This window comes from Pseudomonas citri (genome assembly GCF_025336485.1).
In the GTDB taxonomy this organism is placed as follows: domain Bacteria; phylum Pseudomonadota; class Gammaproteobacteria; order Pseudomonadales; family Pseudomonadaceae; genus Aquipseudomonas; species Aquipseudomonas citri.
On the sequence record NZ_JAODAB010000004.1, the window covers coordinates 15,540 to 40,803 of the forward strand.

Sequence of the window (25,264 nt, forward strand, 5' to 3'; positions counted from 1 at the left end):
AGCTGGCACCCTTCACTCTCCGTCAAGGGCACCAAACTGCAAATAACTATAGGGGAAAGCGGCGGTCATTGCTGACCTGTTGTCGCGGATGCTGTTTGACTGCCAAACATCGCCTCAAAGCGTGGTTTGTTGGCTGCGTAATATTCTGCAACTACCTTGTCAGCCGAGCTATCACGCGCAGTAGCCATCAATTTCTCAAGGTCAGTTTGAGGAATTTTGAAGTTGGCGAAGAATCGGGCCACGTCAGGATGCTCCGCGCTAAAACCCTTGCGAGCAACTGCGTGGATTTGCTCAGCACCACCAAAAATCTGCTTCGGATCATCCAGATAACGCAGCGACCACTTGGAGAACATCCAGTGGGGGCTCCATGCGTTGATCAAAGACCATTTGTCACGCTTCAGGTTACGATCCAGCTCGCTCAACATTCCAGATTCTGAAGAGGCGACCATCTTGTAGCCATCGAGTTTGTATTCTTTAATGGCCTTTTCCGTAAGCTTGTATTGACCGTTACCCACTTCAGAAGTCAGGATCTTGCCGCCGAGTTTTTCCTTCACATCTGGCTTGTTAAGATCTTCGACACTGGCGATCTCACTGACGGGAACGGAAGTAGGCACCGCCATGCCAATCCGACCTTCATACAACACACCAAGGTCTTCGAGCTTGTCTTTGTATTTGTCATAAAATGACTTGTGGGTGCTCGGTAGCCAAACCATCGGGATCAGGTCGATATTGCCGTTAGCCAGCGCTTGGAACTGAATACCAATATCGGCCAATACCAATTTGACCGGTTGCTTCAGGTGGTCTCGCAGTGCCGTGTCTGCCAGTTTTACAGCGATTTCCGTATCCGACCAGTTCACCCACCCGATACGGATAGGTGCGGGTTCCTCGGCTTGAGCAATCAGACTACTGGAGGCCATCGCCAAGCCTGCAAGCCAGCCGATAAAAGTTTTACTGGATAGCGTAATCATGGTGCATCTCCGCGTACTGTATTAATAGTTATTGGCAGGGCAGCAGAAGAATTAACTTCCCCATGAAAGCAAGATAACATCGCAACCACAAGGGAATTTAGGTTATAGCTGGATAAGTTTTAGTTATGCGAAACTATTGAAGATACTCAGGTAATTCGGCCCTCCTCCACCCTTTGGTGGCGCTTGATGTCGCGAGTTTAAAACGTATGAAACTTTGTGCATTGATCTGTCATTTGGCTATCGACATCACAACGCCTTCTCAAGCGCGGGCAATGCGTCAAAAAGATCCGCAACCAGCATGTAATCCGCAACCTGAGCGATTGGAGCCTCAGCGTCCTGGTTGATCGCGACGATCACTTTAGAACCACTCATGCCCGCCAAGTGTTGGATGGCCCCACTGATACCAACGGCGATGTAAAGCTCTGGCGCCACAATTTTCCCCGTCTGCCCGACCTGCAAATCGTTAGGGGCAAAACCGGAATCCACCGCTGCGCGCGATGCACCTACGGCGCCACCGAGCTTGTCTGCCACACGCTCGATCAATGCGAAATTCTCTTTGTTCTGCATCCCGCGACCGCCGGAAACAACGACTCGAGCGCTCGACAGGTCGGGTCTTTCGCTAACCGTCAACTGGTCGCTGACAAAGCGGACATTGCTTGCGCTTTGTCCCCCATCAACAGCCACAACCTCACAGCGATCCTGATGCGACGAAGCCTGAGCAAAAGCCGAAGCGCGGGTGGTGAGCAATTTGACCGGATCAAGCGATTGAACGGTGGCGATCGCATTACCTGCATAAATGGGCCGCAGGAAGGTGTCCATCGACACAACTTTGGTGACGTCCGAAAGCATGCCGACATCCAGGCTGGCCGCTATCCGTGGCAACACATTGCGGCCCATGCTGCTTGCATCGGTGAGTACATGCGTATAACTGTCGCCCACCAGCGACGTGACCAGCGGTTGGACGTTTTCAGCCAGCGTCTTCTCGAACATCGCACCCTGCGCGAGCAGCACACGATGAAGCCCCTTGGTCAGCGCGGCTTGTTCCGCAACGGCTGACGCGTCTTGCCCACCGATCACCAGCAGATCCGTTTCGGCGCCAAGCTCTACAGCGGCGGTAATGGCACTCAACGTACCTGCCGTAAGCTGCCCTGCCGAGTGCTCGGCGATAACCAATGTACGCATCAAATCACCCCCGAAACGTTTTTCAGTTTTTCCACCAGTTCGGATACTGAACCGACTTTGATACCGACATTACGCACCGCAGGAGGCGCAACTCCCAGCAACCTGGCGTGCGTCTTCACGGTCACGCCCAGGCTGTCAGCGGCGATCACTTCGAGCGGTTTTTTCTTGGCTTTCATGATGTTTGGCAACGAGGCATAACGCGGTTCATTCAAGCGCAGATCGCAGGTGACCACGGCGGGTAAGCAGAGGGCGAGAACCTGACTGCCACCATCGACCTCGCGTTCGACGACCCATTGATCATCGGCATAGCTAATGGCCGACGCGAAGGTGGCCTGAGCACTTCCGATCAGCTGCGCCACCATTTGCCCGATCTGGTTGTTCTCTTGGTCGATAGCCTGTTTACCGAAAAGGATCAGTTGCGGCTTTTCGTTATCGATGACTTTGTTCAGGTATTTGGCCACGTTGAGCGGCTCGAGTACCGCGCTCGTTTCGACCAGCAGTGCCCGATCCGCTCCGAGCGCCAGAGCCGTGCGCAGTTGTTCCTGCGCAGCAGAAGTGCCCACGGAGACCACCACCACCTCGGATGCCAGTCCTTTTTCCTTGAGGCGAATCGCCTCCTCCACTGCGATCTCGCAGAAAGGGTTCAAGGCCATCTTTATGCCATTGAGCTCGACGTCCGAACCGTCAGCTTTCACCCGAACTTTCACGTTCGGGTCTATGGCGCGCTTTACCGCAACGAGCACTTTCATAGTCCCCTCGCACTGCTGGATCGATGTATGGAATGACCGGCCCGAACGAGCCCGATCACCCTGTTTCGAATGGATGTTAATCCTGGTTTTTCCGCCACGCAAGAAAAATGTACACATGTGTCTCAATAGTTGACACGAATGAACATTCAACATACCGTTGTGTCAAACCCAAGCCCGATGTTCTGTTCCCGGAGCGCAACACCATGTCCACTGATCCCTTGCTGCAGCCCTATAAGATCAAACACCTGACCCTCAGAAACCGGATCATGACCACCTCCCATGAGCCTGCTTATCCTGTCGACGGCATGCCGAAGGATCTGTACCGGGCCTATCACGTTGAGCGCGCAAAAGCTGGCGTGGCGCTGACCATGACCGCAGGCTCCGCCGCCGTTTCCCGCGACAGCCCGCCAGTGTTCAACAACGTGCTGGCGTACAAGGACGAAGTGGTCAGATGGATGAAAGACCTGACCGACGAATGCCATGAACACGGCGCGGCGGTAATGATTCAGTTGACCCACCTGGGACGGCGCACGCGCTGGGACAAGGCCGACTGGCTCCCGGTCGTATCGCCTTCTCATCGCCGTGAAGCGTCCCACCGGGCCTTTCCGAAAAAAATGGAAGACTGGGACATCGATCGAATCATCAAGGATTACGTCGATGCCGCTGAACGCATGAAGGCGGCGGGTCTCGACGGTCTGGAACTGCAGGCTTACGGGCACCTCATGGATCAGTTCTGGTCGCCACTGACCAACGATCTCGACGGCCCCTACGGTGGCTCGCTGGAAAACAGACTGCGCTTCACCTTTGACATCCTGCGCGGTATCCGCCAGCGCTGCGGCGAAGATTTCCTGCTTGGGGTTCGCTACACCGGCGATGAAGATCTGCCTGGTGGCTTCGGCGCCAAAGACGGCATCCAGATCTCCCACATGCTTAAAGACAGTGGCCTGGTAGACTTCCTCAATGTCGTTCGCGGGCACATTGATACCGATGCCGGCCTCACCGATGTGATTCCGATTCAGGGCATGCGTAACGCTCCGCACCTGGATTTTGCCGGCGAGATCCGTTCTGCCACCGGTTTCCCCACCTTCCATGCCGCCAAGATCCCGGACGTAGCCACTGCGCGACACGCCATCGCCTCCGGCAAAGTGGACATGATCGGCATGACCCGGGCGCACATGACCGATCCGCACATCGTGCGCAAGATCATCGAAAAGCGCGAAGAAGAAATCCGCCCCTGCGTCGGTGCCAACTATTGCCTGGATCGCATCTATCAGGGCGGCGCCGCGTATTGCATCCACAACGCCGCGACCGGGCGTGAAACCACCATGCCCCACGAAATCCCCAAGGCGTCGGCCAAGCGCAAAGTGGTGGTGATCGGAACCGGTCCGGCGGGCCTGGAGGCGGCACGGGTCGCCGGTGAACGCGGCCACGACGTCACGGTGTTCGAAGCGGCTGACCAGCCCGGCGGGCAGATTCGGTTGACCGCTCTGAGCGAGCGTCGCCGCGAGATGATCAGCATCATCGACTGGCGCATGGAGCAATGCGCACGCCTGGGTGTGAGGTTCCACTTCAACACCTGGGCCGAGGCCGGGACGGTGCTGGCTGAAGACCCGGATGTGGTGATCGTCGCCACGGGCGGCTTGCCGCACACCGAGGTGCTCAAACAAGGCAATGAACTGGTGGTGTCGACCTGGGACATCATTTCCGGCGACGTCAAGCCCGGCAAGAACGTGCTGATCTTCGACGATGCGGGTGACCACGCGGCGCTGCAAGCTGCGGAGGTCATCGCCAACAGCGGTGCAAAACTGGAGATCGTCACACCGGACCGGTCGTTTGCGCCGGAAGTGATGGCGATGAACCTGGTGCCTTACATGCGCAGCCTGCAAGACCTGAACGTCACCTTCACGGTTACCTATCGGGTCGACTCCGTAGAGAAGCGCGACGGTCAATTGGTCGCCCACTTCGGCAGCGATTATGGCCAGGTTCACAAGCAGCGACTGGTCGATCAGGTCGTGATCAACCACGGCACCCTTCCCCTGGACGACTTGTATTTCGATCTGCGCCCCCATTCGAGCAATGACGGCGCGGTCGAGCAGCACAATCTGATCGCCGGTAAAACCCAGAACATCGTGACCAACCCTGAAGGCCGTTTCCAGCTGTTCCGGATCGGCGATGCGGTGTCGGCGCGTAATACCCATGCCGCCATCTACGACGCGCTGCGGCTGCTGAAAGACATTTGAAATCATGCCTCTGACGTCAAACATCAGGGGCCATTTCCACACCTGACACGAGGCTCTTCCATGTCAGCACAGACCTTGAAATCCAGGGCTGCGGTCGCATTCGCCCCCAACGAACCGTTGCGGTTGGTCACCATTGATGTCGCGCCTCCCAAAGCTGGGGAAGTACGGGTTCGCATCGTCGCCACTGGCGTGTGTCACACCGATGCCTTCACCCTTTCGGGCAGTGATCCCGAAGGGATATTCCCCACTGTGCTGGGGCACGAAGGCGGTGGTGTCGTCGAAGCCATCGGCGAAGGTGTGACCTCGCTGCAAGTCGGCGACCACGTGATTCCGCTCTATACCGCGGAGTGCCGTCAGTGCAAATTCTGTCTCTCCGGCAAGACCAACCTCTGCCAGGCCGTCAGGGCGACCCAGGGCAAAGGCCTGATGCCCGACGGCACCTCGCGTTTTTCCTACGAAGGCAAGCCGCTGTTCCACTACATGGGCTGCTCGACATTTTCCGAATACACCGTGCTGCCTGAAATTTCCCTGGCGAAGATTCCAAAGGATGCCCCGCTGGATCAGGTTTGCCTGCTCGGCTGTGGGGTGACCACCGGGATCGGCGCCGTACTCAACACCGCCAAGGTGGAGGCCGGCGCCAGTGTCGCGGTATTCGGGTTAGGCGGTATCGGCCTGGCCGCAATCATCGGTGCGAAGATGGCCAACGCCGGGCGCATCATTGCCATCGATATCAACCCAGCCAAGCGAGACGTTGCCCTGTCATTGGGCGCGACGGACTTCGTCAATCCCAAGGAACATGACAAGCCTATCCAGGACGTCATCGTCGAACTCACCGAGGGTGGCGTGGATTACTCGTTCGAGTGCGTCGGCAATGTGCAACTGATGCGAGCGGCACTGGAGTGCTGCCACAAGGGTTGGGGCGAGTCGATCATCATCGGCGTTGCCGGCGCAGGCCAGGAAATCAGCACCCGTCCCTTCCAGCTGGTCACCGGTCGCGTATGGCGCGGTAGCGCCTTCGGCGGCGTCAAGGGCCGCACGGAGCTTCCCAGTTATGTGGAGAAAGCCAGCCGCGGCGAGATTCCGCTGGAAACTTTCATCACCCACAACATGCCCCTGGAAGAGATCAACGAGGCATTCGAATTGATGCACACCGGACAAAGCATTCGCACCGTCATTCATTACTGAAATCGGCGGGTCTCCGATCCGCTTGGCGGTCCAATTACCACCCACAGAAAGGAAACCAAGATGTCCGTTTTTACCCACGTAACCGTCGGCACCAACAATCTGGCAAAAGCACGTGCGTTTTATGACGCCACCCTGAAAGAAATTGGCCTCAAGCGCGTGGCCGATCTCGACCAGGCCGGCTCCATTTGGGGCATCGATAAACCTTCGTTCTTTGTACTCAACCCGGCAAACGGAAATCCTGCTTCTATCGGCAACGGTGTCACCGTAAGTTTCGAAGCACCGAACCGCTCTGCAGTCCAGGCTTTCCATACTGCCGCATTGGCAAACGGTGGCGTTTGCGAAGGCCTGCCAGGTCCTCGTAGCTGGGCTGAAAATGCCTATGCTGCTTACGCTCGTGATCTGGATGGAAACAAGCTGGCCGTTTACTGCTTCAAAGCAGAGTAAATACGACGCTTGCCGAAGCCCCTTTCAAGGGGCTTCGGTTTATCGGGCTTGAAGCCCTTTGCGGGCAACGGCAGCGCCTTCTTGCAACGCCCTGCCGATTTGCTCCTCGAAGTGCCCCTGAGTCATCGCTTGCAAGGCGGCGGCCGTCACACCACGGTAGGCAACCAGGTTGTCGATTATCTGCCGAGCATCGCGGCTGACCAGCAACTGGCTGCTGTTTACAACGACATTTTTCGCGGCAAGGTGTGCAATTTCAGCAGGTATGCCGGCAACAATCGCCTGATTGGCCAGCGCCGTCATCAGCAAGGCAGGAAATGCCGGGCCGGTGCCCGAAAGGGCCGAGAGGTAATCAATGAAATCCTCTTGCTGAACCTCAGCTGCAGTGCCAACACATTCGAACAGACGCTGCACGAGGCTCCTCGTCGTTGCCCCTATCTCGCCGAAACAATACCAAGGCGTAAAAGACTGCTCGATTTCTACTGCCGCGTTGGGCATCGCCCGCACGACCGCCGAAGCCGAGGTCTGTCCGGCAATCGCCTGCGCTGTAATCCCGGCCATCAGGGATATGATTGTTTTGCCAGTCGCGTTGATGTTCAGGCTGGCGAAATGCTCAGGTCGAACCGCGATGATCACTATGTCACTGCGATTCACCAGGTCCTGGTTATCAGTCACCAGGCAAACACCTCGTTGTGCCAAGGGGTGGCTGCCCGAGCGGTTGGAAATGACCAGGTTGCCTGCCGGTAACAGCACTTTCGCCAGCACTGCCTTGGCGATTGCTCCGCCCAACCACCCCGTTCCGCCAATGATGCCCAGCGTTTCATTGATCATCTGCAGCCGCCCCCTCGAAGGTCTCTGTCAAGGGGACGAAAACCCCGGGCTCTTTTTCGGCGTAACCGAACTTCCCGTAGAAACGATCCAGCTCGCGCTGCTTGGGGACTTTCCCGGTGAAAATACTCACGTAATGAGGAATGCGTTGGAAGCGCACGGTGATCAACTCAGTCGTGTTCATGGTGATGTAGCCGATCTGGGTCAGATAGATCGTTCGGGCCCGCGCATCAGCAGCCTGGCTGTCATAGCCGAAGCGCTTGAACATGCTTGCCAGAGCGTTCATTCGCTGCTCGTCGACGACAGCGACTTCTTGAGCGACTTCATGTGACTGAAGTGCCCAACTGCGCACGGCAAACTCGAATTGCGAATCGAACAGTTGCGGGTTGAGCCAGCACTCGAACACATTCAGGATCGCCTCGGAGATGCTTTCCGCATAGCTTTCACTTTGCCGGATCAGGCCTCCCGTATTGGTTTCCCGCCAGCGTGAAAGCAAGGCGGCCAGCAATTGTTCGCGATCCTCGAAAAACCAGTAGAAGCTGGTTCGTGACAAGCCAAGGCGCTTGGCCAGCGGCATGACCCGAACGGCATCGATACCGGACTCCTTTAGGGCATCATAGGCAGCTTCCAGCCAACCCTCCGGCGAACCCCGCCAGCCTGCGTCCTGGGCCTTACCACGCGCCTTCCCTACCTGGGGCATCTCACTTACCTTCTTCAACAATGCGTAACGCGAATGTACTCGGATGACCGCCAAATGTACACCTGAGTACATTTGATTGACTTTCCAACGTTGCAGCACCTTAAAGTCAAACCTCATTAATGAGAAAAATTCATGAAGCGTTGACATAAAATGGTTTGTCAGCAACGCGCTGCTGGACAAATATCTCCTACAGGCAAGGACTCCCAAACCAAAACAACAACGAGCCGCCCTTATGAATCTTGCAGTGCACGCCTCTGAAAGAAGTTCGACATCCGGCCAAAGAATGCCGGAGCGACCGACTTTGTCTCACCTCACATCTGTTACTCATTCACTGCCCAAACTTCGATAACTGCTGACGCGAATTTATCGCTCAATGCTGTGTGCCGTCTGACCCATGGCGCACATATATCAACCGTTTGAAGCGAGGTAATAGATGCTCCAGCCAGAAAAAAACCGAAACCCCGTCAGGTAGTTTGCCGCCGCCCAGCGACAACAAAGCGTTCAAGCACACCGTGCGTCTGGATCGGCTGTGCTGAGCCGTACCCGGGGGGTTGTGTTCGCGAGTTATGTCTTCCATCAGCCGGATGAGTGATATGTGGATTACACAAGAAAAGCTTCCACTGGGCGAACATATCGCCCGGTACGTCGACTGGTTAACTCAGCATGGTGCAGGCGTATTCGACTCCATATCGCTGTCGCTGTCTGGAGTCATCACTGTTTTTACCAGCGTCCTCCTTTGGTTCAATCCCCTGGCTTTGATAGCGTTATTCGCCCTTCTTGCTTATTACATCCAGCGCAAGGTGAGCCTGACGCTCTTTGTCGCCCTCTCATTCCTGCTGATATTCAATCTCGGCTACTGGCAGGAGACCATGGAGACTCTTGCCCAGGTGACATTCGCCACGCTCGTGTGCGTGATCGTCGGCGTACCGCTGGGCATCCTCGCGGCACATCGCCCCTGGTTTTACGCCGCGCTACGGCCTGTACTCGACCTGATGCAAACCGTGCCCACCTTCGTTTATCTGATCCCGACCTTGACGCTGTTCGGCCTGGGCGTCGTTCCAGGGTTGATCTCCACGGTGGTCTTCGCCATTGCCGCCCCCATCCGCCTCACCTATCTGGGCATCTGTGATGTTCCTGAGGAGTTGATGGACGCCGGCAAAGCCTTCGGCTGCTCTCGCCGCCAGCTGTTGGCGCGCATCGAGCTCCCTCATGCCATGCCCAGCATCGCCGCCGGCATCACTCAATGCATCATGTTGTCGCTGTCCATGGTGGTCATCGCGGCGTTGGTGGGCGCAGACGGTCTGGGCAAACCGGTGATCAACGCATTGAACACGGCTGACATTGCCATGGGTTTTGAAGCGGGCCTGGCGATTGTGCTGCTGGCTATCACCCTCGACCGTATCTGCAAGCAACGTGAAACCATGAAAGGAGGTGACGTATGAGCATCATCCGTTTTGAAGATGTCGACGTTATCTTCTCCACCCGTCCGAAGCCCGCCCTGGATTTGCTCGACCAAGGCTTTTCACGTCCAGAGATTCTTCAGAAAACCGGCTTGATCGTCGGCGTGGAGAAGGCAAACCTGGAAATCAACAAAGGTGAGATCTGCGTGCTCATGGGTCTGTCAGGCTCTGGTAAATCCAGCCTGTTGCGCTGCATCAACGGCCTCAACACCGTTAGCCGTGGCAAGTTGTTCATCGAGCACGAAGGCCGGCAGATCGATATTGCCTCCTGCACCCCCGCCGAACTGAAGATGATGCGCACCAAGCGCATCGCGATGGTGTTCCAGAAGTTCGCCCTGATGCCCTGGCTGACGGTGCGCGAGAACATCAGCTTCGGCCTGGAAATGCAGGGCCTTGCGGAGAGTGAACGACGCAAGCTGGTCGATGAGAAACTCGAGCTGGTGGGCCTGACCCAATGGCGCAACAAGAAGCCGGATGAACTGTCAGGGGGCATGCAACAGCGCGTAGGGCTGGCTCGCGCATTGGCAATGGATGCCGATATTCTGCTGATGGACGAGCCCTTCTCTGCCCTCGATCCGCTGATTCGCCAGGGCTTGCAGGACGAGTTGCTCGATTTGCAGCGCAAGCTGCACAAGACCATCGTGTTCGTCAGTCATGACCTGGACGAAGCACTGAAGCTGGGTACGCGCATAGCCATCATGAAAGACGGCAAGATCATTCAGTACAGCAAGCCCGAAGAGATCGTACTGAATCCGGCCGATGATTACGTTCGCAACTTCGTCGCCCACACCAACCCATTGAATGTGCTGTGTGCGAAAAGCTTGATGACCCCATTGGATCAATGCGTTTTCGCCCGCGAAGAATATTGCCTGGATACGGTTCAAAACCTTTGGATGGTCGTGAATCCATCCCGTTATTTGACCAACATTCGACAGGGAGCCACGGCCGTGCAAGCCCAGTCATGGAATCCCGCCAAGGGAATCGAGACCTTGCGCCGACAGGTCACTTTGGTGCCGCCGGACACCAGCATGCGAGACGCGCTTCAGATTCGCTATGAAACCGGCCATCCACTGATCGTGCAGGATGAGGCTAATGCCGTTTCAGGTGTATTGGGTGATGGTGAACTGTATCGGGCACTTCTCGGGCATAACCTGTCGCATCCTGCTCCCTCTGAATCGGCCAAAGAGTCATCGGTGGCTTGATTCATCAGACATCAGCTTTGGAATGCACCTATGCAACCCAGCGAAATCGATAAAAAAGTCAAAGGCTATCGACGGCTGATACCGTCCATGACTGCTTTGCTGGAATTCGAAGCCGTGGCGCGGCTTGCCAGCTTTACCCTGGCAGCCCAAGAGCTGGGCGTGACTCAGGCAGCAGTTAGCAAACAGATCAGGCTCCTGGAAGACACGTTAGAGACAAAACTGTTTCATCGGCTTCATCGTGCAATTAAATTAACGCGCGAGGGCTATATTCTTCATTCGGTCGTAGCGGAATCCATTCATCGGATGGCAAGCGTATTCGACAAGATTTCCGAGGGAATCGGTGAGCAGGAAATAGTTCTCGCGTGCACGGGAGCTTTTTCCAACTTTAGAATACTCCCCAGATTAATCTCGCTGCGTACAATTCAACCAGAATTGAAATTGCGCTTAATTACGCAACCACTGTCTCCGGGCTCTTATCGTGATGAGGTTGACCTGGCAATCCGCTTTGGCAATGGAAAATGGGACGATGGAAGTTCAATATTATTATTTGATGAAGAGGTATTTCCCGTTTGTTCGCCCTCTTGGCTGGCAGCACACTCGGCACATGCCTCATTAGATGATTTCCTGGACATGGCACTGATTGACTCAGATGCAACACTTGAAGGCTGGATGACCTGGAATAGTTGGTGCCGAGAACTCGGCGACCTGCGCCCCAAGCTCAATTACTCACTTCGCTGCAGTTCTTACAACGACGCGATCCAGGCGGCCATTCAAGGCTATGGTATTGCACTCGGATGGAGTCGGCTGGTCACGCACCTGCTCAACAGTGGTGAACTTGTAAGGATAACGCCGTACACCGTCAAGCCAAAAGACGCGTACTACGTAGTCATTCCAACCGGTCGAGAACCTGGGGCCATCACACATACATTAGTCGATTGGCTGCGAGACGACGGCCACCTGATGCCTTGATAATCATGAGATGTAAATACCGATTTTTCGCATAACGCAAAGTTATGCCAATGTGAAAATAAAGCGCATTGACGGAGTAATTCACCCTTTCGATACTGTATCTGCCGCCACTTACCGACTATGAGTTTGAGCGAGATCGATAATGACCCTACATACTGTTAAAACGCATCGCAAACTTCTAGCTGACCGCACGCCCGGGCATGGCATGCCTGGGGGCTTGTTTGGTCGCCAAGATATTTTTGAGACCGACGTTGATGTTTTTTTCACCAAACATTGGATTCTAGTCGGTGTAACAGGCGATATTCCCGAACCGGGTGATGTTTCTACTATTGATATTGGAAAGTCTTCCATCCTATTGGTACGCGATGATGACGAACATGTGCAGGCGTTTCGTAATGTCTGCCGTCACCGCGGGGCTCGTTTGAAACAGGCAGGTAAATCGACGGTGGGCATGCTGGTCTGTCCCTACCATCAATGGAGCTACGATCTGGATGGAAGCCTGAAACATGCGGCACACATGGGCCAGAACTTTGATCCCAAGTGCAAAAGTCTGATCCCTGTTCATACTCGAGTCATTGGCACACATGTCTTCGTCTGCCTGGGCAACGAGCCCCCGGAAGACATCTCGTACCTTGACCAGACCATGACGCCGCGTTTCGCTCAATACCACATCACCCATTCAAAGATCGCTTACGAATCGGAGATCATCGAGAACGGTAACTGGAAATTGGTGATGGAGAATAATCGCGAGTGCTACCACTGCGCCGCCACCCATCCTGAACTGACAGCTTCCTTCTTGCCCGAAGATTTCGGATTTTGCACAGATGGGCTCGGTGAGGATTCACTTCAGGCACTGGAGGAATATCACCGCCACAATGCTGACACCAAGAAGGACTGGGAGAGCGAAGGCTATATCTGTGACGCCATCGAACACCTGGGTGAAGAAACGGTGACTCAATTCCGCTCCCAGCGATTGGTCATTGCAGGCAACGGCGAATCTCAGACCCTTGATACCCGCGTCGCATGCACTCGCCTGTTTGGCGACCTCACCCGTCGCGATTTAGGCGATATGCATCTATGGACGCACAACTCGTGGACTCACATCATGAGTGACCACGCCGTCGTCTCCTACATCATCCCGCTGGCTCCAGATAAAACACTGGTGCGGACCAAGTGGCTCGTACATGCGGACGCCATCGAGGGCGTTGACTACCAGCTGGATAAACTGACTGAAGTATGGGCCGCGACAAACCTGCAAGACGCCAGCCTCGTCGGAATTACCCATAGCGGAACGCAAGATCCTGCTTACACGCCCGGGCCGTTCTCGGCGTTCACCGAATCCTATGTCGACCAGTTCTCTCGCTGGTACGCCGCGCGTTTGACCGCCCATGGCGTGTGAGGAATGAACATGACGACTTACGAAACTTTAACGCCACCTGAAAACGCCAGTGCCGCCCAACGATTTACCGAATCAATGACCTGGGGAGCGTTCGGCTCCCTATGGAACAGCGGCGAACAGAAACTGTTGCAATGTTGCGCCGTGCGACAAGAGACCCATGACGTAAAGACGTTTATCTTTCGGTGTGCGGACTTCAGCGCACTGAGTTTCGAGCCGGGTCAATTCATCACCATTTCGCCGGTCATTGGGGAGCAGGCCATAGCTCGGTGTTATACCTTGTCGTCCTCCCCGACTCGCCCTTTCGCTTTTTCAATTACCGTCAAGCGTGTGCCTGGTGGAGCGGTGTCAAACTGGTTGCACGACAATCTCAAACCGGGAGACCGCCTACGGGCTTCCGGGCCCGCGGGCAGCTTTACACCGGTTGGCCATCCTGCGACTAAATTGATGTACCTGTCCGCCGGTTCTGGCGTGACGCCCTTGATGTCGATGACCCGCGCCGCTTTCGACATGGCAGGCAACCTCGACATTGTCTTTGTGCACAGCGCTCGTACGCCCGCAGACATCATCTTCCATGAGGAATTAATACGTATGCAGGCCAGTATGACGGGGCTGCGCGTCATCAGCATTTGCGAAGGACTCGGCGATACCCCTCAATGGCAACAACCGACAGGCCGACTCGATTTGCCCTTGTTAAGCCAGCAAGTCCCGGACTTCAAGGAGCGCGAAATCTTTACCTGTGGGCCTCAGGGTTACATGGAGGCAATCAAATCATTGCTCAGGGAAGCGGCGTTCGATTTCGACCACTATCACCAGGAAAGCTTCGACATTGCTGCACTGAATGAGGAAGCGTTGATCGAGCAAGCCTCTTCGCTCGATCAGCAAAAAGTGTTCACGGTAACGCTGTCGCGATCAGGAAAAACGTTCAGCATGCAGGGCAATCAGACAGTGCTGGCCGCTGCAAAAAAAGCCGGCGCAATCGTGCCGTCCTCCTGCAGTCAGGGCGTTTGTGGCACCTGCAAAACAGCGCTGCTGAAGGGTACAGTAGACATGAATCACAATGGTGGTATCAGGCAACGGGAAATCGACAAGGGCCTGCGTTTGCTTTGCTGCAGCAAGCCCTCTTCCGATCTTGTCATCGATCTTTAGCCTTGCATCACGAACAGGTAGTCACTGCACACTGGCTTCTGCACAATCACTGTGCGCTACATAACTTATAAGACAGTGACCCAACCTGATGAAACTGCAACCCTTGCCGCCCCTCAATAGCCTGGTGGCGTTCGAGGCCGCCGCTCGCCATTTAAGCTTCACCATGGCCGCTCGCGAACTGAACGTCACTCAAGGCGCAATCAGCCGCCAGATACGCGTACTCGAAGACTATCTGGGCACGGCGCTTTTTACCCGCACGACCCGGGAAATCAACCTCACCGCCACTGGCAGTCAGTACTATGAAAGCGCTCGCGACGCACTGCAGCAAATCGCCCATGCCACGGCTGGAATACGCCATTGGCGCGGCGCACAACAGGTCACGGTGGTTACCAGCACCGCGATGGCATCGCTGTGGCTACTGCCTCTTGTGTCGGAGTTCCAGCGCCAGAATGAGGAGATTGATCTGCGCATCATCGCAACCGATCAAGTCAGCGATTTTTCCCGGCTGGACTGTGACCTAGCGCTTTACTACTGCAGCACGCCGCCGAAAAACATGAAAGTCACACCGTTGTTCAACGAAGAGATTTTCCCGGTATGCAGCCCTGCCTATCTGGCGCAGCATCCCGAGATTCAAACGCTGGAGCAGCTCGGTGCATGCACCTGGTTATGGCTTGAGGATCAGCATCGAGACTGGATCGGCTGGAAGGAATGGTTTCAGCGTCTGGGCTATCAGGCCCCGGAACCTCGGCGTCGCATCAATATCAACAGCTACTCGATGCTGATCCAGTCGGCGCTGGCCGGCCAGGGTATCGCCCTAGCTTGGTCGAGCCTGCTCAGCAACCATCTGCAGACTGGCAACCTCGTTCGACCGACGCAAACCACCTTGCGCACCGATGCTCAGTTCTGCCTGCTCGACCCCCAAGGCAGGGCCCCCAACAGACCAAGCGTCAACCGCTTTCGCCAGTGGCTGATGGCGCATCTGGCGGAAACGGTTGACGCTTGAGTGACGGTGAATGGCTAAGGAGAGCCTATGCCGATTCGGTGGCCAATACTCCACGGCCACCCGGCACGATCAACCCGTGCTTCGAACCTGAACATGAACGAGGCTTTCACCAAAGCACTCCTGATTGACCCTGTGAAGATCAGCGATCGGTTCATTTGCAGTCGACCCCATGATCTGGCCTTTCGCGGTGGTCACGGTATCGGCTCGCAGGCTTTGCAGCAGACTGTAGCCGGTAATGAGCAGGAAAAAGGCAATGGACAGTCCGACGACGATGCTGGCCATCTGGATCGCGACCAATCCGCCGGCCACCAGGGCCAATAGAAGGCAGTCCAGCTTGGAGATGCAAGTGGCGGGTGTCCAGCCAGACTGGGACCTGATCCCGGCCGACCATGCCGGCACCACGGTGCGCATGACCCAAGACCGTCACCTCATCATCCGTAACACCTACAAGCACATGCCGCGCGGCTTGGACTTACCGTCGCATGCCAAATGCGAGAAACCTGGTTTCTCATTTCGCCGTGATCACCGACAACTTGGTAATTCCCGCTCGCTCGATAGACGCCATCGCCCGGGCCACTTCGCCATAATTCACCCCGTTATCCGCTTGCAGCTGCACGCGTACGTCTGGATTTTTCGCCTTGGCCGCCTGCAGGTTGAACTCGAGCATATCCGCCTGGATCTCGTCCTTGTTGATGAACAACCTCCCCTTGTCGTCGATGCTCACCACCAGCGGATCTTTGTGTTCCACCGGTGCCACCGACTCTGTCTTCGGCAGGTTGATCGGGATCGCATTGGTCAGCAACGGCGCGGTAACGATGAACACCACCAGCAGCACCAGCATCACGTCCACCAGTGGCGTAACGTTGATCTCGCTAAGCACTTCATCGCTGTCCTGTGTGGAGAAGGCCATATCAGGAGGCCTCCTTGACTTGCTGTCCGGCGACGGTCGCGCCGGACTTGCTCAGCACCGGGTGCAGCAGCACGCGGAACGCGTTTTTCTGCGCCAGGCTGTAGAAGTCGTGGGCGAAGTCGTCGAGATCGGCGGCGGTCAGCTTCAGGCGACGCAGGTAGTAGTTGTAGACCAGCACCGCCGGCACCGCGACAGCGATGCCGACGCCGGTGGCAACCAAGGCGGCACCGATCGGCCCGGCTACGGTTTCCAGGCTCGCCGAGCCCGCCGCACTGATGCCTTTCAAGGCCGACATGATGCCCCAGACCGTGCCGAACAGGCCGATGAAGGGCGAGGTGCTGCCGATACTGGCGAGGATCGCCAGGCCGCTTTCCAGCGAACGCCGTTCCCGCACGATCTGCTGGCGCAAAGCACGTTCGAGACGGTCCTGATGGTTGATCGCCTGGCTCAAGTCGGCGGCTTGTGCACTCTCTGGCACCTGGATCGCGGCGTAACCGGCCAGTGCCACGCGAGCCGCAGCGCCCGGTTGGCCATGGGCCAATTCAGCGGCGGAATCGAGACTGGAAGCGGCCCAGAAGTGTTTATGGAATTTGCGATCCTGGGTCTTGAGACGGGTGAACTGCACGCCCTTGAGCAAGGCCAGGCCCCAGGTGACGACGGAAAAGAAGATCAACAGCCAGATGACCGTGTGTTCGATGGATTCGAAAGGGGATGCGATCAGGTTCATGGTCAGGCTCTCCAACAAGGCATTAAATCGGTTGTAGCGATGCGCCTTTTGTCAGGTGGCCCGCAGCGTATTTCGATAGGTTGAGTTACTTGATTTTGAAGTCGATGGGCACGCTGACCCAACCGTCCTGGGCGACGTCGCCCTGCTTGGCCGGGACGAAACTCCAGCGCTTGACCGCGGCCAGTGCCGCGTCGTCGAGTTGATCGCGGCCACTGCTTTTCTGGATCTGGATTTCGCCGGGTTTGCCGCTGGCCAAAACATGCACCCGCAACAACACCGTGCCTTCCCAGCCGCGACGCATCGCCAGCGACGGGTATTCCGGTGCCGGGTTCTTCAAGTAACCGGCGCTGGCCGACGCCGGGGTCATCGGTTTCGGTGGCGGCGGTGCGGGTGGCGCTAGTGCGGCGACCGGTTGTGGCGGCGCAGGTGGCGCAGGTGGCTGCTCCACCGGTTTGGCCACGGGTTTGGGCACCGGTTTGGGCACCGGTTTGACCACAGGCTTGGGTTTGGGAATCGGTTTGGGCGGTGGTGGCTTGACCGCCAGTTCATCCTCCACAGGAGGCGGTGGCTCGACTACTGGCTGTGGAATCGGCTCGGGCGGTGGGGGTTGCACCACGGGTGGCGCCGGCTGCGAGAACTCGATGGTCATCGGCGGGATCTGCGGCGGCACCACTGGCAGTGCCGGCGGCGGTGCCTGGTTGACCCAGACAATCACCGCGCCGTGCAGCACCAACGCGAACACCCCCAGCAAAATCACTTCGCGGCGACTCAAGACACGTTTGGGCGTGCTGTGCAGACGCGACTGCGCCAAGGGCTCCCGAAAGACCTGGCCAAGGTCGAGCAGCTCGCCGTTGGGTGCCGGGTGCCGGAACACCTCTCGGACACTGGCGGCGCTCTGGACATTGCCCATTTACTTACTCCTGTAAATCTTCGGATTTATATCGAGGCTCCACCTGGATCGGTGCTCTGCAGCGATGGGGAAATGACGAAAGGGATAATCAACGAAACTTCTTATCTCTTAAAAGAATATTTAATTATCCAAATATGCAATTTATGCATAACCAACGTGTTCAAGCGCTTTCGCGCTCGATCAAAAGACACTCCAGCAGATTCAGCCGCGACACCTCATGCTCCACTGGCAGCTCCCCTAAACTTTCCAGCACTCGTGTGGCTGCCATTACCCCCATTTCCAGCGCCGGGGGTTTGATGGTGCTCAGGCTCGGCAGCAGCATCTCGGCAAAGGGATAATCGCCAAACCCGAGTACCGCGCAGCCTTCGGGGACTTTCAGCCCGGCCCGTTGCCCGGCCAGCAAGCCGCCGGCTGCGAGGTTGTCATTGGCAAAGATGATCGCGTCGGGGCGCAGAGCCGCGTTCATCAATGCGTCCATGGCTTGCTTGCCTGCTTCAAACGGCGCTCGGTCTGCATCCGGCGTGAACACCCAAGGCTCCAACCCCAACTCGAGAATGGTCGCGGTATAACCATCGCGGCGCTCCAGCGCGCTGAGGTCGCCTGCCGCGCTGTTCTGCACAAAGGCAATGCGCCGGTAACCCTTGCCGTGCAGATAACGGGCGGCAGCAACGCCGACCTCATAGTGGGAAAAGCCGATTTGCACCGGATCGCGTTCGGGTTGGTAGTCCCAGGTTTCGATCACCGGGATGTCCGTCTCTGCGATCATTTTTTCGGTGCCCGCGCTGTGGAAATGGCTGGTTAATACGAGCGCCGCAGGTGACCAGCCGAGAAAGGCCCGAACCGCGTTTTCTTCCTGCTCCAGCGAGAAATAGCTCGACGCCAGCAGCAGTTGATAACCATGCCGGCTAAGGGTGTCACTGAAGCCTTGAATGGTGTTGGCGAAGATCGGACCGGAGATATTCGGGATCACCATAGCGACGATCTTCCCCCGCGCAGATGCCAGGCCACCGGCCACCAGATTCGGCACATACCCCAGCTCATTGACCACCGCCGCGATCCGCTCGCGACGTTCGGGTGAGACCTGCTCCGGCTGGTTGAAATAGCGCGAAACGGTAATTGCCGAGACGCCGGCCTGCTTGGCCACGGTGTTCAACGTCACTCGTCCGGCACCGCGGCGTTTGCGTCCAGGAGTCTTCTCTGCGGTCAAAAGCATGATCCTTTTTAATAAATTAAAAGAATATAAAAGTAATTTTTAAGTATTTGACGCTCTATACCAAGCTTGTCGATACTAATGATGTTAGCGCTACCAAAGCGCTTTGTCTGCTACTCGCTCGAGCGAATGCCCCAAGACAAATTCAGGCGCTGTGGCCAAAGAGCGGCAGCGGTTCAGGGCAACTTCCGAGCAGGCAGAACGATGCAATACATTCTTGGGGATCAACAAAAACTGGCGCAATCGATTCGCACCGCCACGCCACGTCGTCAGCGTTTTGGCTGGTTACTGGCTGGAGTTGCAGCGTTGCCGCTGCCGAACGCTTTCGCAGCGGACAGCACGGCTGCCGCACAGGACCTGGAGCCGACGCTGAAGTCAGTCACCGTCACGGCCACCCGTCGTGAAGAATCACTGCAGAAAGTCCCGGTGGCGGTCTCGGTAGTGGACGGCGAACAACTGGAACGCGACAACCGCAACGGCGTCGCCAGCATCGTCCAGCAGGTGCCGTCGCTGAATTTCCGTACCGGGGCGTCGAACAAGGACACCTCGTTGTTCATTCGCGGGGTTGGGACCATTTCCACTTCACCCGGCGTCGAGCCGACCGTGGCGACGGTGATCGACGGCGTGGTCTACGGTCGTCCCGGCCAGGCTACCCTCGACCTCTTGGACCTGGAACGCATCGAAGTGCTGCGCGGCCCACAAGGCACACTGTTCGGCAAGAATGCCTCGGCCGGGGTGCTGAACATCGTGACCAAGGCGCCGACCGCCGAGACCCACGGTTACATCGATCAGTCCTACTACAGCGGCAACGAAAGCCGCACCCGTTTCGGCATCGGCGGTAGCCTGATTCCGGACACACTGAAGGGTTCGATCACCACCCTGTTCGGCAGCTACGACGGCAACGTCGACAACGAGCACAACGGTCAGGAAGTCAACGGCTACAACCACAAAGGCGTGCGCGGCAAGCTGGAATTCACTCCCAACGACGACATCACAATCACCCTCGCGGCCGACTACATGCAGTCCCACGACGACGCGCCTAATGGAGTAGTCAGTAAATCGTTGACCCCGGCGTTCGCCAACGCCTTGAACCCGGTTCGAGCCAGCAGTGACAACCGCGATATCAACACCGATACCCGCAGCCATGTCGACGACATCAACAAGGGGCTGTCCGGCCAGCTCGACTGGAACCTTGGCGATTACACCCTGACATCAATCACCGCCTGGCGCGGTTGGGACAATACCCAGTACCAGGACGGCGACCGTCTCGGCACTATCACCACGGCCTTCCCCGGCACTGCCGACAAGGGCGATCTGGACTACAACCAATACTCTCAGGAGCTGCGTCTGGCTTCGCCCAAAGGTCAGTTTCTCGAATACGTTGGCGGCCTGTTCTACATGCACGGCAAGGATGAAGAAACTTACCAGCGCACGCTGACCACCCCTACCCGCATCAATCGTGGCATCGCTGAGTACAGCACCACCAGCGACAGCTATTCAGTGTTCGGCGAAACCACCTTGAATTTCACCCCGGATTTTCGTGGCATCGCCGGCCTGCGCTGGACCCATGACGACCTGGAATACGATCACCGCCGGACCTCGACCTCGGCGACCACCGTCAGCGGCATTCAGCCGGGCACCAGCAGCTCCGGCTCCGTGGACGAAGATGGCTGGTCCGGCCGCCTCGGTGTGCAGTACGACTTGAGTGACGCGGTCACCACCTACCTGACCTATTCCCGCGGCTACAAAGGTCCGGCGTACAACGTGTTCTTCAACATGCAGCCACGGGACACCGAGGCACTGAAACCGGAAACTTCCAATACCTGGGAAGCAGGCATCAAAGCCACCTCATGGAACAACCGCCTGACCACCAACCTGGCGGTGTTCCACAGCGACTACGACAACTACCAGGCAAATTTCTTCGACACCGTTGCAGGCCAGGTCGTGACCCGTTTGATCAATGCCGGCAGCGTCAGCACCGAAGGCGTCGAACTGGATTACGCCTTGCAAGCCACCAGCCAACTGAAGCTCTCCGGCGCCCTGGCCTATACCCGCGCGCGCATCGACGACTTCGCCTGCCCGCCGGGCGCGGCCGCCTCATGCAACGTCAATGGCAAACCATTGCCGTTCAGCCCGGACTGGAAGAGTTACGTGCGTGCTGACTACAGCATCCCGCTGGATAACGGCCTGGATATCGAACTGGGTACCGACTACAGCTGGCAGAGCGAAGTGCAGTACGACATCAGCCAGAACGTGGATACCAAACAGGGCGCCTACGGCATCTGGAACGCCAGCATCGCCCTCGCCGATTACAACGACGGCTGGCGCGTGGCGCTGCTGGGCAAGAACCTCGCCGACAAGTCCTACTCACCCCTGCTGGCCAGCGGTGGCAGCTACATTTACCGCTCCGTACCACGGGATGACGAGCGCTATTTCGGTGTGCAAGTGCGTAAGGATTTTTGAGTCGTTGCGTGCCCCCCTCAATGATTCGTCAAGGAAATGGCTATGACTCGCGCAACACGTCAGCTCAAATTGGGTGCTTTTCTGATGCCCACCGGGCACCACGTCTCGGCCTGGCGACATCCGGATGTTCCGGCCAACGCCGGGCTGGATTTCACTCACTACAAACGCCTGGCGCAGATCGCCGAAGCGGCGAAGTTCGATGCCTTGTTCATCGCCGACAGCGTCGCCGCGGCTACGGGTGACATCGCCAGCCGCATGGCGCGCTCGGATCATTTTGAGCCTCTGACGTTGCTTTCGGCCCTGAGCGCGGTAACCGAACATATCGGGCTGATCGCCACAGCTACGACCAGCTACAACGAGCCCTACCATGTGGCGCGTAAATTCGCCTCCCTGGATCATCTCTCCGGCGGGCGCGCGGGCTGGAACCTGGTGACCTCCGATGCTGCCGCGGAAGCGGCGAATTTCGGCCGCGACGAACACATCGGTCATGCCGAACGCTACAGTCGCGCCCGGGAGTTTCACCAGGTGGTCACAGGACTCTGGGACAGCTGGGAAGACGACGCCTTCATCCGCGACAAAGCCGCGGGTCAGTATTACGACCCTGCCCGGCTGCACGTACTGAATCACAGCGGCGAACACTTCAAAGTCAAAGGTCCGCTGAACGTCGCACGCTCCCCTCAAGGCCAGCCGGTGATCGTCCAGGCCGGGTCTTCGGAGACCGGCCGGGAACTGGCGGCGCAAACTGCGCAAGTGGTGTTTACCGCGCAGACGTCCCTGATCAAGGCCCAAGAGTTTTATGCGGATTTGAAGGGCCGCCTGGAGAAATTCGGACGCTGCGCCGACTCGCTGAAAATCATGCCGGGCGTGTTTGTCGTGGTCGGCAAAACGCAGGCTGAAGCCTGGAAGAAATACGAAGCCTTCCAGGATCTGGTCGATCCCGAAGTAGGCGTTGCACTGCTTGGGCGCATGCTGGGCAACTTCGATTTGTCGGGATACCCGCTGGACGGCCCACTGCCTGAATTGCCTCTGACCGACAGCGGTCAACAAAGCCGACAGAAACTGCTGACTGATCTGGCCGGTTTGGAAAATCTCAGCCTGGCGCAATTGGGCCGCAGAATCGCCGGTGGCCGTGGGCATTACAGCCTGATCGGCACGCCGACGCAGATTGCCGACGAATTGCAGAACTGGTTCGAAAACGGTGCTGCGGATGGTTTCAATGTATTGGTGCCGCATTTGCCGGGCGGGCTGGAAGACTTTGCCCAACAGGTAGTGCCCCAGCTGCAGAAGCGCGGCCTGTTTCGCACCGAATACGAAGGCAGGACGCTGCGCGAGAACCTTGGGCTGGCGCGGCCGCCAAACAGATTTTCATAGATATGCCAAGCCACAGGCTTGATGTTCGCTTCAGGAATCAAGCAACACCATAGATACCCACAAGAGAGGATTCGATGACCTACACCGCTACCGAAAACCGTTACGACTCCACCCCTTACCGCCGCGTCGGGCGCAGTGGGCTGGTGCTGCCGGCGCTGTCGCTGGGCCTGTGGCACAACTTCGGCGACAGTACGCCGATCGACACCCAGCGCTCGTTGCTGCGCACGGCGTTTGACTTGGGTATCAACCACTTCGACCTGGCCAACAACTACGGCCCGCCCTATGGCAGCGCCGAGATCAACTTCGGTCGTTTGCTGCGAGAAGACTTCAAGCAGTACCGCGATGAGCTGATTATCTCCAGTAAGGCCGGCTGGGACATGTGGCCCGGCCCTTACGGCCAGGGCGGCGGGTCGCGTAAATACGTGCTGGCCAGCCTCGACCAGAGCCTGCAACGCCTGGGCCTCGACTACGTGGACATCTTCTATTCCCACCGCTTCGACCCGGACACCCCACTGGAAGAAACCGCCAGCGCACTGGCCACCACCGTGCAACAGGGCAAGGCGTTGTACATCGGCATCTCGTCTTACTCCGGGGTGAAAACCCGGGAAATGGCCGCGTTGCTCAAGGAGTGGAAAGTGCCGCTGCTGATCCACCAGCCGGCTTACAACCTGCTCAATCGCTGGGTGGAAAAGGACCTGCTGGATGTCACCGACGAACTCGGCACCGGCGTGATTGCCTTCACGCCGTTGGCGCAGGGCCTGTTGACCGACAAATACCTCAATGGCATTCCGAAGGATGCGCGGGTCAACCGCCCGGGCGGTGACTCCTTGCAGTCGTCGCACCTGTCCGAAGCCAACCTCGCCCTGGTGCGTGGCCTCAATGAGATCGCCCGGCGCCGTGGCCAGAGCCTGGCGCAAATGGCCCTGGCCTGGACCCTGCGCGACCCACGAGTGAGCAGCGCGCTGATCGGCGCCAGCCGGCCGGAGCAGATCATCGAGAACGTTGGCGCGCTGAAGCATTTGAGCTTCAGCGCCGAGGAACTGGCAGAGATTGACCGCTTCGCCCAAGAGGGCGGGATCAATTTGTGGGAAAAACCGTCGACTGCCGAATAACCCTGCGGTGCACTGCAAAGAGAGACGATAATGAGACTTCTGAATTTTTTTTGTACAGGGCTTGCCCTGCTTGGCCTGGCCGACATCGTGATGGCGGCAGACCCCGCGACCCTGAGGATCGGTTACCAAAAAGGCTCGATCGCCCTGGTGCTTGCCAAAGAACACGGTCTTCTGGAAAAGCGCTTTGGTCAGACCACAGTGCAGTGGATCGAATTTCCCGCCGGCCCCCAGATGCTGGAAGCACTGAACGTTGGCGCCTTAGACGTTGGCTCCACCGGCGACATCCCACCGCTGTTCGCCCAAGCAGCCGGCGCCGACCTGGTCTATATCGGTGCTGAACCGGCCAAGCCACAGGCGGAAACCATTCTGGTGCGCGGTGACAGCCCAGTGCATGACATCGCTGACCTCAAAGGCAAGAAAGTCGCCTTCCAGAAAGGCTCCAGCTCACACAACCTGATCCTGCGCGCGCTGAACAAGGTCGGCCTGAGCTACAAAGACATCCAGCCGATCTACTTGCCCCCCGCCGATGCCCGCGCCGCGTTCGAGCAAGGCAGCGTCGATGCCTGGGCGATATGGGAACCCTACTCGTCACTGGCCCTGAGCCAGAGCCGTGGCCGCGTACTCGCCAACGGTGAAGGCCTGAGTCTGTCCGGACCGATATACAGCGCCCGGCGCGACTATGCCCAGAGCAATGGCGCCTTCCTGCATGCACTGCTCGATGAACTCACCGCAGCCGAAGCGCTGACTCGCAGCCAACGGGAAGCCAGCCTGCAGGTGCTGACAAGATCCATGGGACTGCCCGAAGCGGTGATCGCTCGCTACATAGACAACCGGCCGCCGTCACCGATATTGCCAGTTGATGAAAAAGTCATCGAAGCGCAACAGATGACAGCAGATCTGTTTTATGCGAATCAACTATTGCCCAAGCAGTTGGAGGTGAAGAACGCAATCTGGACAGAGACAGACTGATGGATGCGATCATGGGGCGGACCAAAGCTCACTCGAAGTAGGGATTACCGCAGCTAAGTAGGAGGGATACCTAAACCCAACATGCAATGACCGAGTAAACCTCAGCAAGCCGTTGCCAAT

General features: G+C 57.4%; 23 protein-coding genes. 13 read left to right on the plus strand and 10 right to left on the minus strand.

The window, feature by feature from the left end:
- Positions 1-65 precede the first annotated feature (65 nt).
- From N4Q37_RS05740 to N4Q37_RS05750, 3 genes are all read right to left on the minus strand, one after another.
- Positions 66-968 (minus strand): glycine betaine ABC transporter substrate-binding protein, encoded by a 903-nt coding sequence (locus N4Q37_RS05740; RefSeq protein WP_260955935.1) that lies wholly within the window; start codon positions 966-968, stop codon positions 66-68.
- Positions 969-1,214: 246 nt separating this feature from the next.
- Positions 1,215-2,150 carry an electron transfer flavoprotein subunit alpha/FixB family protein gene (locus N4Q37_RS05745; RefSeq protein ID WP_260955936.1) on the minus strand — a complete coding sequence of 312 codons (936 nt, stop codon included), beginning with the start codon at positions 2,148-2,150 and terminating at the stop codon, positions 1,215-1,217.
- The gene (locus tag N4Q37_RS05750) at positions 2,150-2,899 is read right to left on the minus strand and encodes an electron transfer flavoprotein subunit beta/FixA family protein (protein WP_260955937.1); all 750 of its coding nucleotides are present in this window, start codon (positions 2,897-2,899) and stop codon (positions 2,150-2,152) included. Before N4Q37_RS05750 ends, N4Q37_RS05745 begins: the two co-directional genes overlap by 1 nt.
- A 203-nt stretch (positions 2,900-3,102) precedes the next feature.
- Here N4Q37_RS05750 and N4Q37_RS05755 point away from each other — a divergent pair, with 203 nt between their 5' ends.
- From N4Q37_RS05755 to N4Q37_RS05765, 3 genes are read left to right on the plus strand one after another with little or no spacing between them, the layout of a single operon-like run.
- Positions 3,103-5,139, plus strand: a complete 2,037-nt coding sequence (locus tag N4Q37_RS05755; RefSeq protein WP_260955938.1) for an NADH:flavin oxidoreductase — start codon at positions 3,103-3,105, stop codon at positions 5,137-5,139.
- 60 nt (positions 5,140-5,199) lie between these two features.
- On the plus strand, positions 5,200-6,324 hold the full coding sequence (locus N4Q37_RS05760; RefSeq protein WP_260955939.1) for an S-(hydroxymethyl)glutathione dehydrogenase/class III alcohol dehydrogenase: 1,125 nt from the start codon (positions 5,200-5,202) through the stop codon (positions 6,322-6,324).
- Between the two features lie 60 nt (positions 6,325-6,384).
- The gene (locus N4Q37_RS05765; protein WP_260955940.1) at positions 6,385-6,768 is read left to right on the plus strand and encodes a VOC family protein; all 384 of its coding nucleotides are present in this window, start codon (positions 6,385-6,387) and stop codon (positions 6,766-6,768) included.
- A 39-nt stretch (positions 6,769-6,807) separates the two neighbouring features.
- Here the strand turns inward: N4Q37_RS05765 and N4Q37_RS05770 are convergent, their stop codons facing one another.
- Together N4Q37_RS05770 and N4Q37_RS05775 are read right to left on the minus strand one after the other, a co-directional pair.
- A complete protein-coding gene (locus N4Q37_RS05770) occupies positions 6,808-7,596 on the minus strand; it encodes a pyrroline-5-carboxylate reductase family protein (protein WP_260955941.1) in 789 nt (262 codons plus the stop codon).
- The gene (locus N4Q37_RS05775) at positions 7,586-8,293 is read right to left on the minus strand and encodes a TetR/AcrR family transcriptional regulator (protein WP_260956381.1); all 708 of its coding nucleotides are present in this window, start codon (positions 8,291-8,293) and stop codon (positions 7,586-7,588) included. The genes N4Q37_RS05770 and N4Q37_RS05775 overlap by 11 nt, the downstream gene beginning before the upstream one ends.
- 593 nt (positions 8,294-8,886) lie before the next feature.
- Here N4Q37_RS05775 and choW point away from each other — a divergent pair.
- The 6 genes from choW to N4Q37_RS05805 all read left to right on the plus strand — a co-directional run bounded on the left by choW (position 8,887) and on the right by N4Q37_RS05805 (position 15,472).
- The gene (choW, locus tag N4Q37_RS05780) at positions 8,887-9,735 is read left to right on the plus strand and encodes a choline ABC transporter permease subunit (RefSeq protein WP_260955942.1); all 849 of its coding nucleotides are present in this window, start codon (positions 8,887-8,889) and stop codon (positions 9,733-9,735) included.
- On the plus strand, positions 9,732-10,955 hold the full coding sequence (choV, locus tag N4Q37_RS05785; protein WP_260955943.1) for a choline ABC transporter ATP-binding protein: 1,224 nt from the start codon (positions 9,732-9,734) through the stop codon (positions 10,953-10,955). The genes choW and choV overlap by 4 nt, the downstream gene beginning before the upstream one ends.
- 30 nt (positions 10,956-10,985) lie before the next feature.
- Positions 10,986-11,924 carry a LysR substrate-binding domain-containing protein gene (locus tag N4Q37_RS05790; RefSeq protein ID WP_260955944.1) on the plus strand — a complete coding sequence of 313 codons (939 nt, stop codon included), beginning with the start codon at positions 10,986-10,988 and terminating at the stop codon, positions 11,922-11,924.
- Positions 11,925-12,066: 142 nt separating this feature from the next.
- Entirely contained in the window at positions 12,067-13,323 is a 1,257-nt protein-coding gene (locus N4Q37_RS05795) for an aromatic ring-hydroxylating oxygenase subunit alpha (RefSeq protein WP_260955945.1), read from the plus strand.
- Between the two features lie 9 nt (positions 13,324-13,332).
- The gene (locus N4Q37_RS05800) at positions 13,333-14,469 is read left to right on the plus strand and encodes a hybrid-cluster NAD(P)-dependent oxidoreductase (RefSeq protein ID WP_260955946.1); all 1,137 of its coding nucleotides are present in this window, start codon (positions 13,333-13,335) and stop codon (positions 14,467-14,469) included.
- A gap of 88 nt (positions 14,470-14,557) precedes the next feature.
- The gene (locus N4Q37_RS05805) at positions 14,558-15,472 is read left to right on the plus strand and encodes a LysR substrate-binding domain-containing protein (RefSeq protein ID WP_260955947.1); all 915 of its coding nucleotides are present in this window, start codon (positions 14,558-14,560) and stop codon (positions 15,470-15,472) included.
- Positions 15,473-15,541: 69 nt separating this feature from the next.
- Here the strand turns inward: N4Q37_RS05805 and N4Q37_RS05810 are convergent, their stop codons facing one another.
- From N4Q37_RS05810 to N4Q37_RS05830, 5 genes are all read right to left on the minus strand, one after another.
- A complete protein-coding gene (locus N4Q37_RS05810) occupies positions 15,542-15,883 on the minus strand; it encodes a hypothetical protein (RefSeq protein WP_260955948.1) in 342 nt (113 codons plus the stop codon).
- 97 nt (positions 15,884-15,980) lie between these two features.
- Complete coding sequence (locus N4Q37_RS05815; RefSeq protein WP_260955949.1) at positions 15,981-16,382, minus strand: ExbD/TolR family protein; 402 nt, start codon at positions 16,380-16,382, stop codon at positions 15,981-15,983.
- A gap of 1 nt (position 16,383) precedes the next feature.
- Positions 16,384-17,109, minus strand: a complete 726-nt coding sequence (locus tag N4Q37_RS05820) for a MotA/TolQ/ExbB proton channel family protein (RefSeq protein ID WP_260955950.1) — start codon at positions 17,107-17,109, stop codon at positions 16,384-16,386.
- Between the two features lie 85 nt (positions 17,110-17,194).
- A complete protein-coding gene (locus N4Q37_RS05825; RefSeq protein WP_260955951.1) occupies positions 17,195-18,019 on the minus strand; it encodes an energy transducer TonB in 825 nt (274 codons plus the stop codon).
- 160 nt (positions 18,020-18,179) lie between these two features.
- Positions 18,180-19,232: a LacI family DNA-binding transcriptional regulator gene (locus N4Q37_RS05830; protein ID WP_260955952.1), complete on the minus strand. Its 1,053-nt coding sequence runs from the start codon at positions 19,230-19,232 to the stop codon at positions 18,180-18,182.
- A 201-nt stretch (positions 19,233-19,433) separates the two neighbouring features.
- Here N4Q37_RS05830 and N4Q37_RS05835 point away from each other — a divergent pair, with 201 nt between their 5' ends.
- The 4 genes from N4Q37_RS05835 (at position 19,434) to N4Q37_RS05850 (ending at position 25,144) form a co-directional block, all read left to right on the plus strand.
- On the plus strand, positions 19,434-21,692 hold the full coding sequence (locus N4Q37_RS05835; RefSeq protein ID WP_260955953.1) for a TonB-dependent receptor: 2,259 nt from the start codon (positions 19,434-19,436) through the stop codon (positions 21,690-21,692).
- Positions 21,693-21,734: 42 nt separating this feature from the next.
- Positions 21,735-23,063, plus strand: a complete 1,329-nt coding sequence (locus tag N4Q37_RS05840; RefSeq protein ID WP_260955954.1) for an LLM class flavin-dependent oxidoreductase — start codon at positions 21,735-21,737, stop codon at positions 23,061-23,063.
- A 74-nt stretch (positions 23,064-23,137) separates the two neighbouring features.
- Entirely contained in the window at positions 23,138-24,175 is a 1,038-nt protein-coding gene (gene mgrA, locus N4Q37_RS05845) for an L-glyceraldehyde 3-phosphate reductase (protein WP_260955955.1), read from the plus strand.
- Positions 24,176-24,205: 30 nt separating this feature from the next.
- Positions 24,206-25,144, plus strand: coding sequence for a sulfonate ABC transporter substrate-binding protein (locus tag N4Q37_RS05850; protein WP_260955956.1), 939 nt, complete (start codon positions 24,206-24,208; stop codon positions 25,142-25,144).
- The last annotated feature ends 120 nt before the right edge of the window (positions 25,145-25,264 follow it).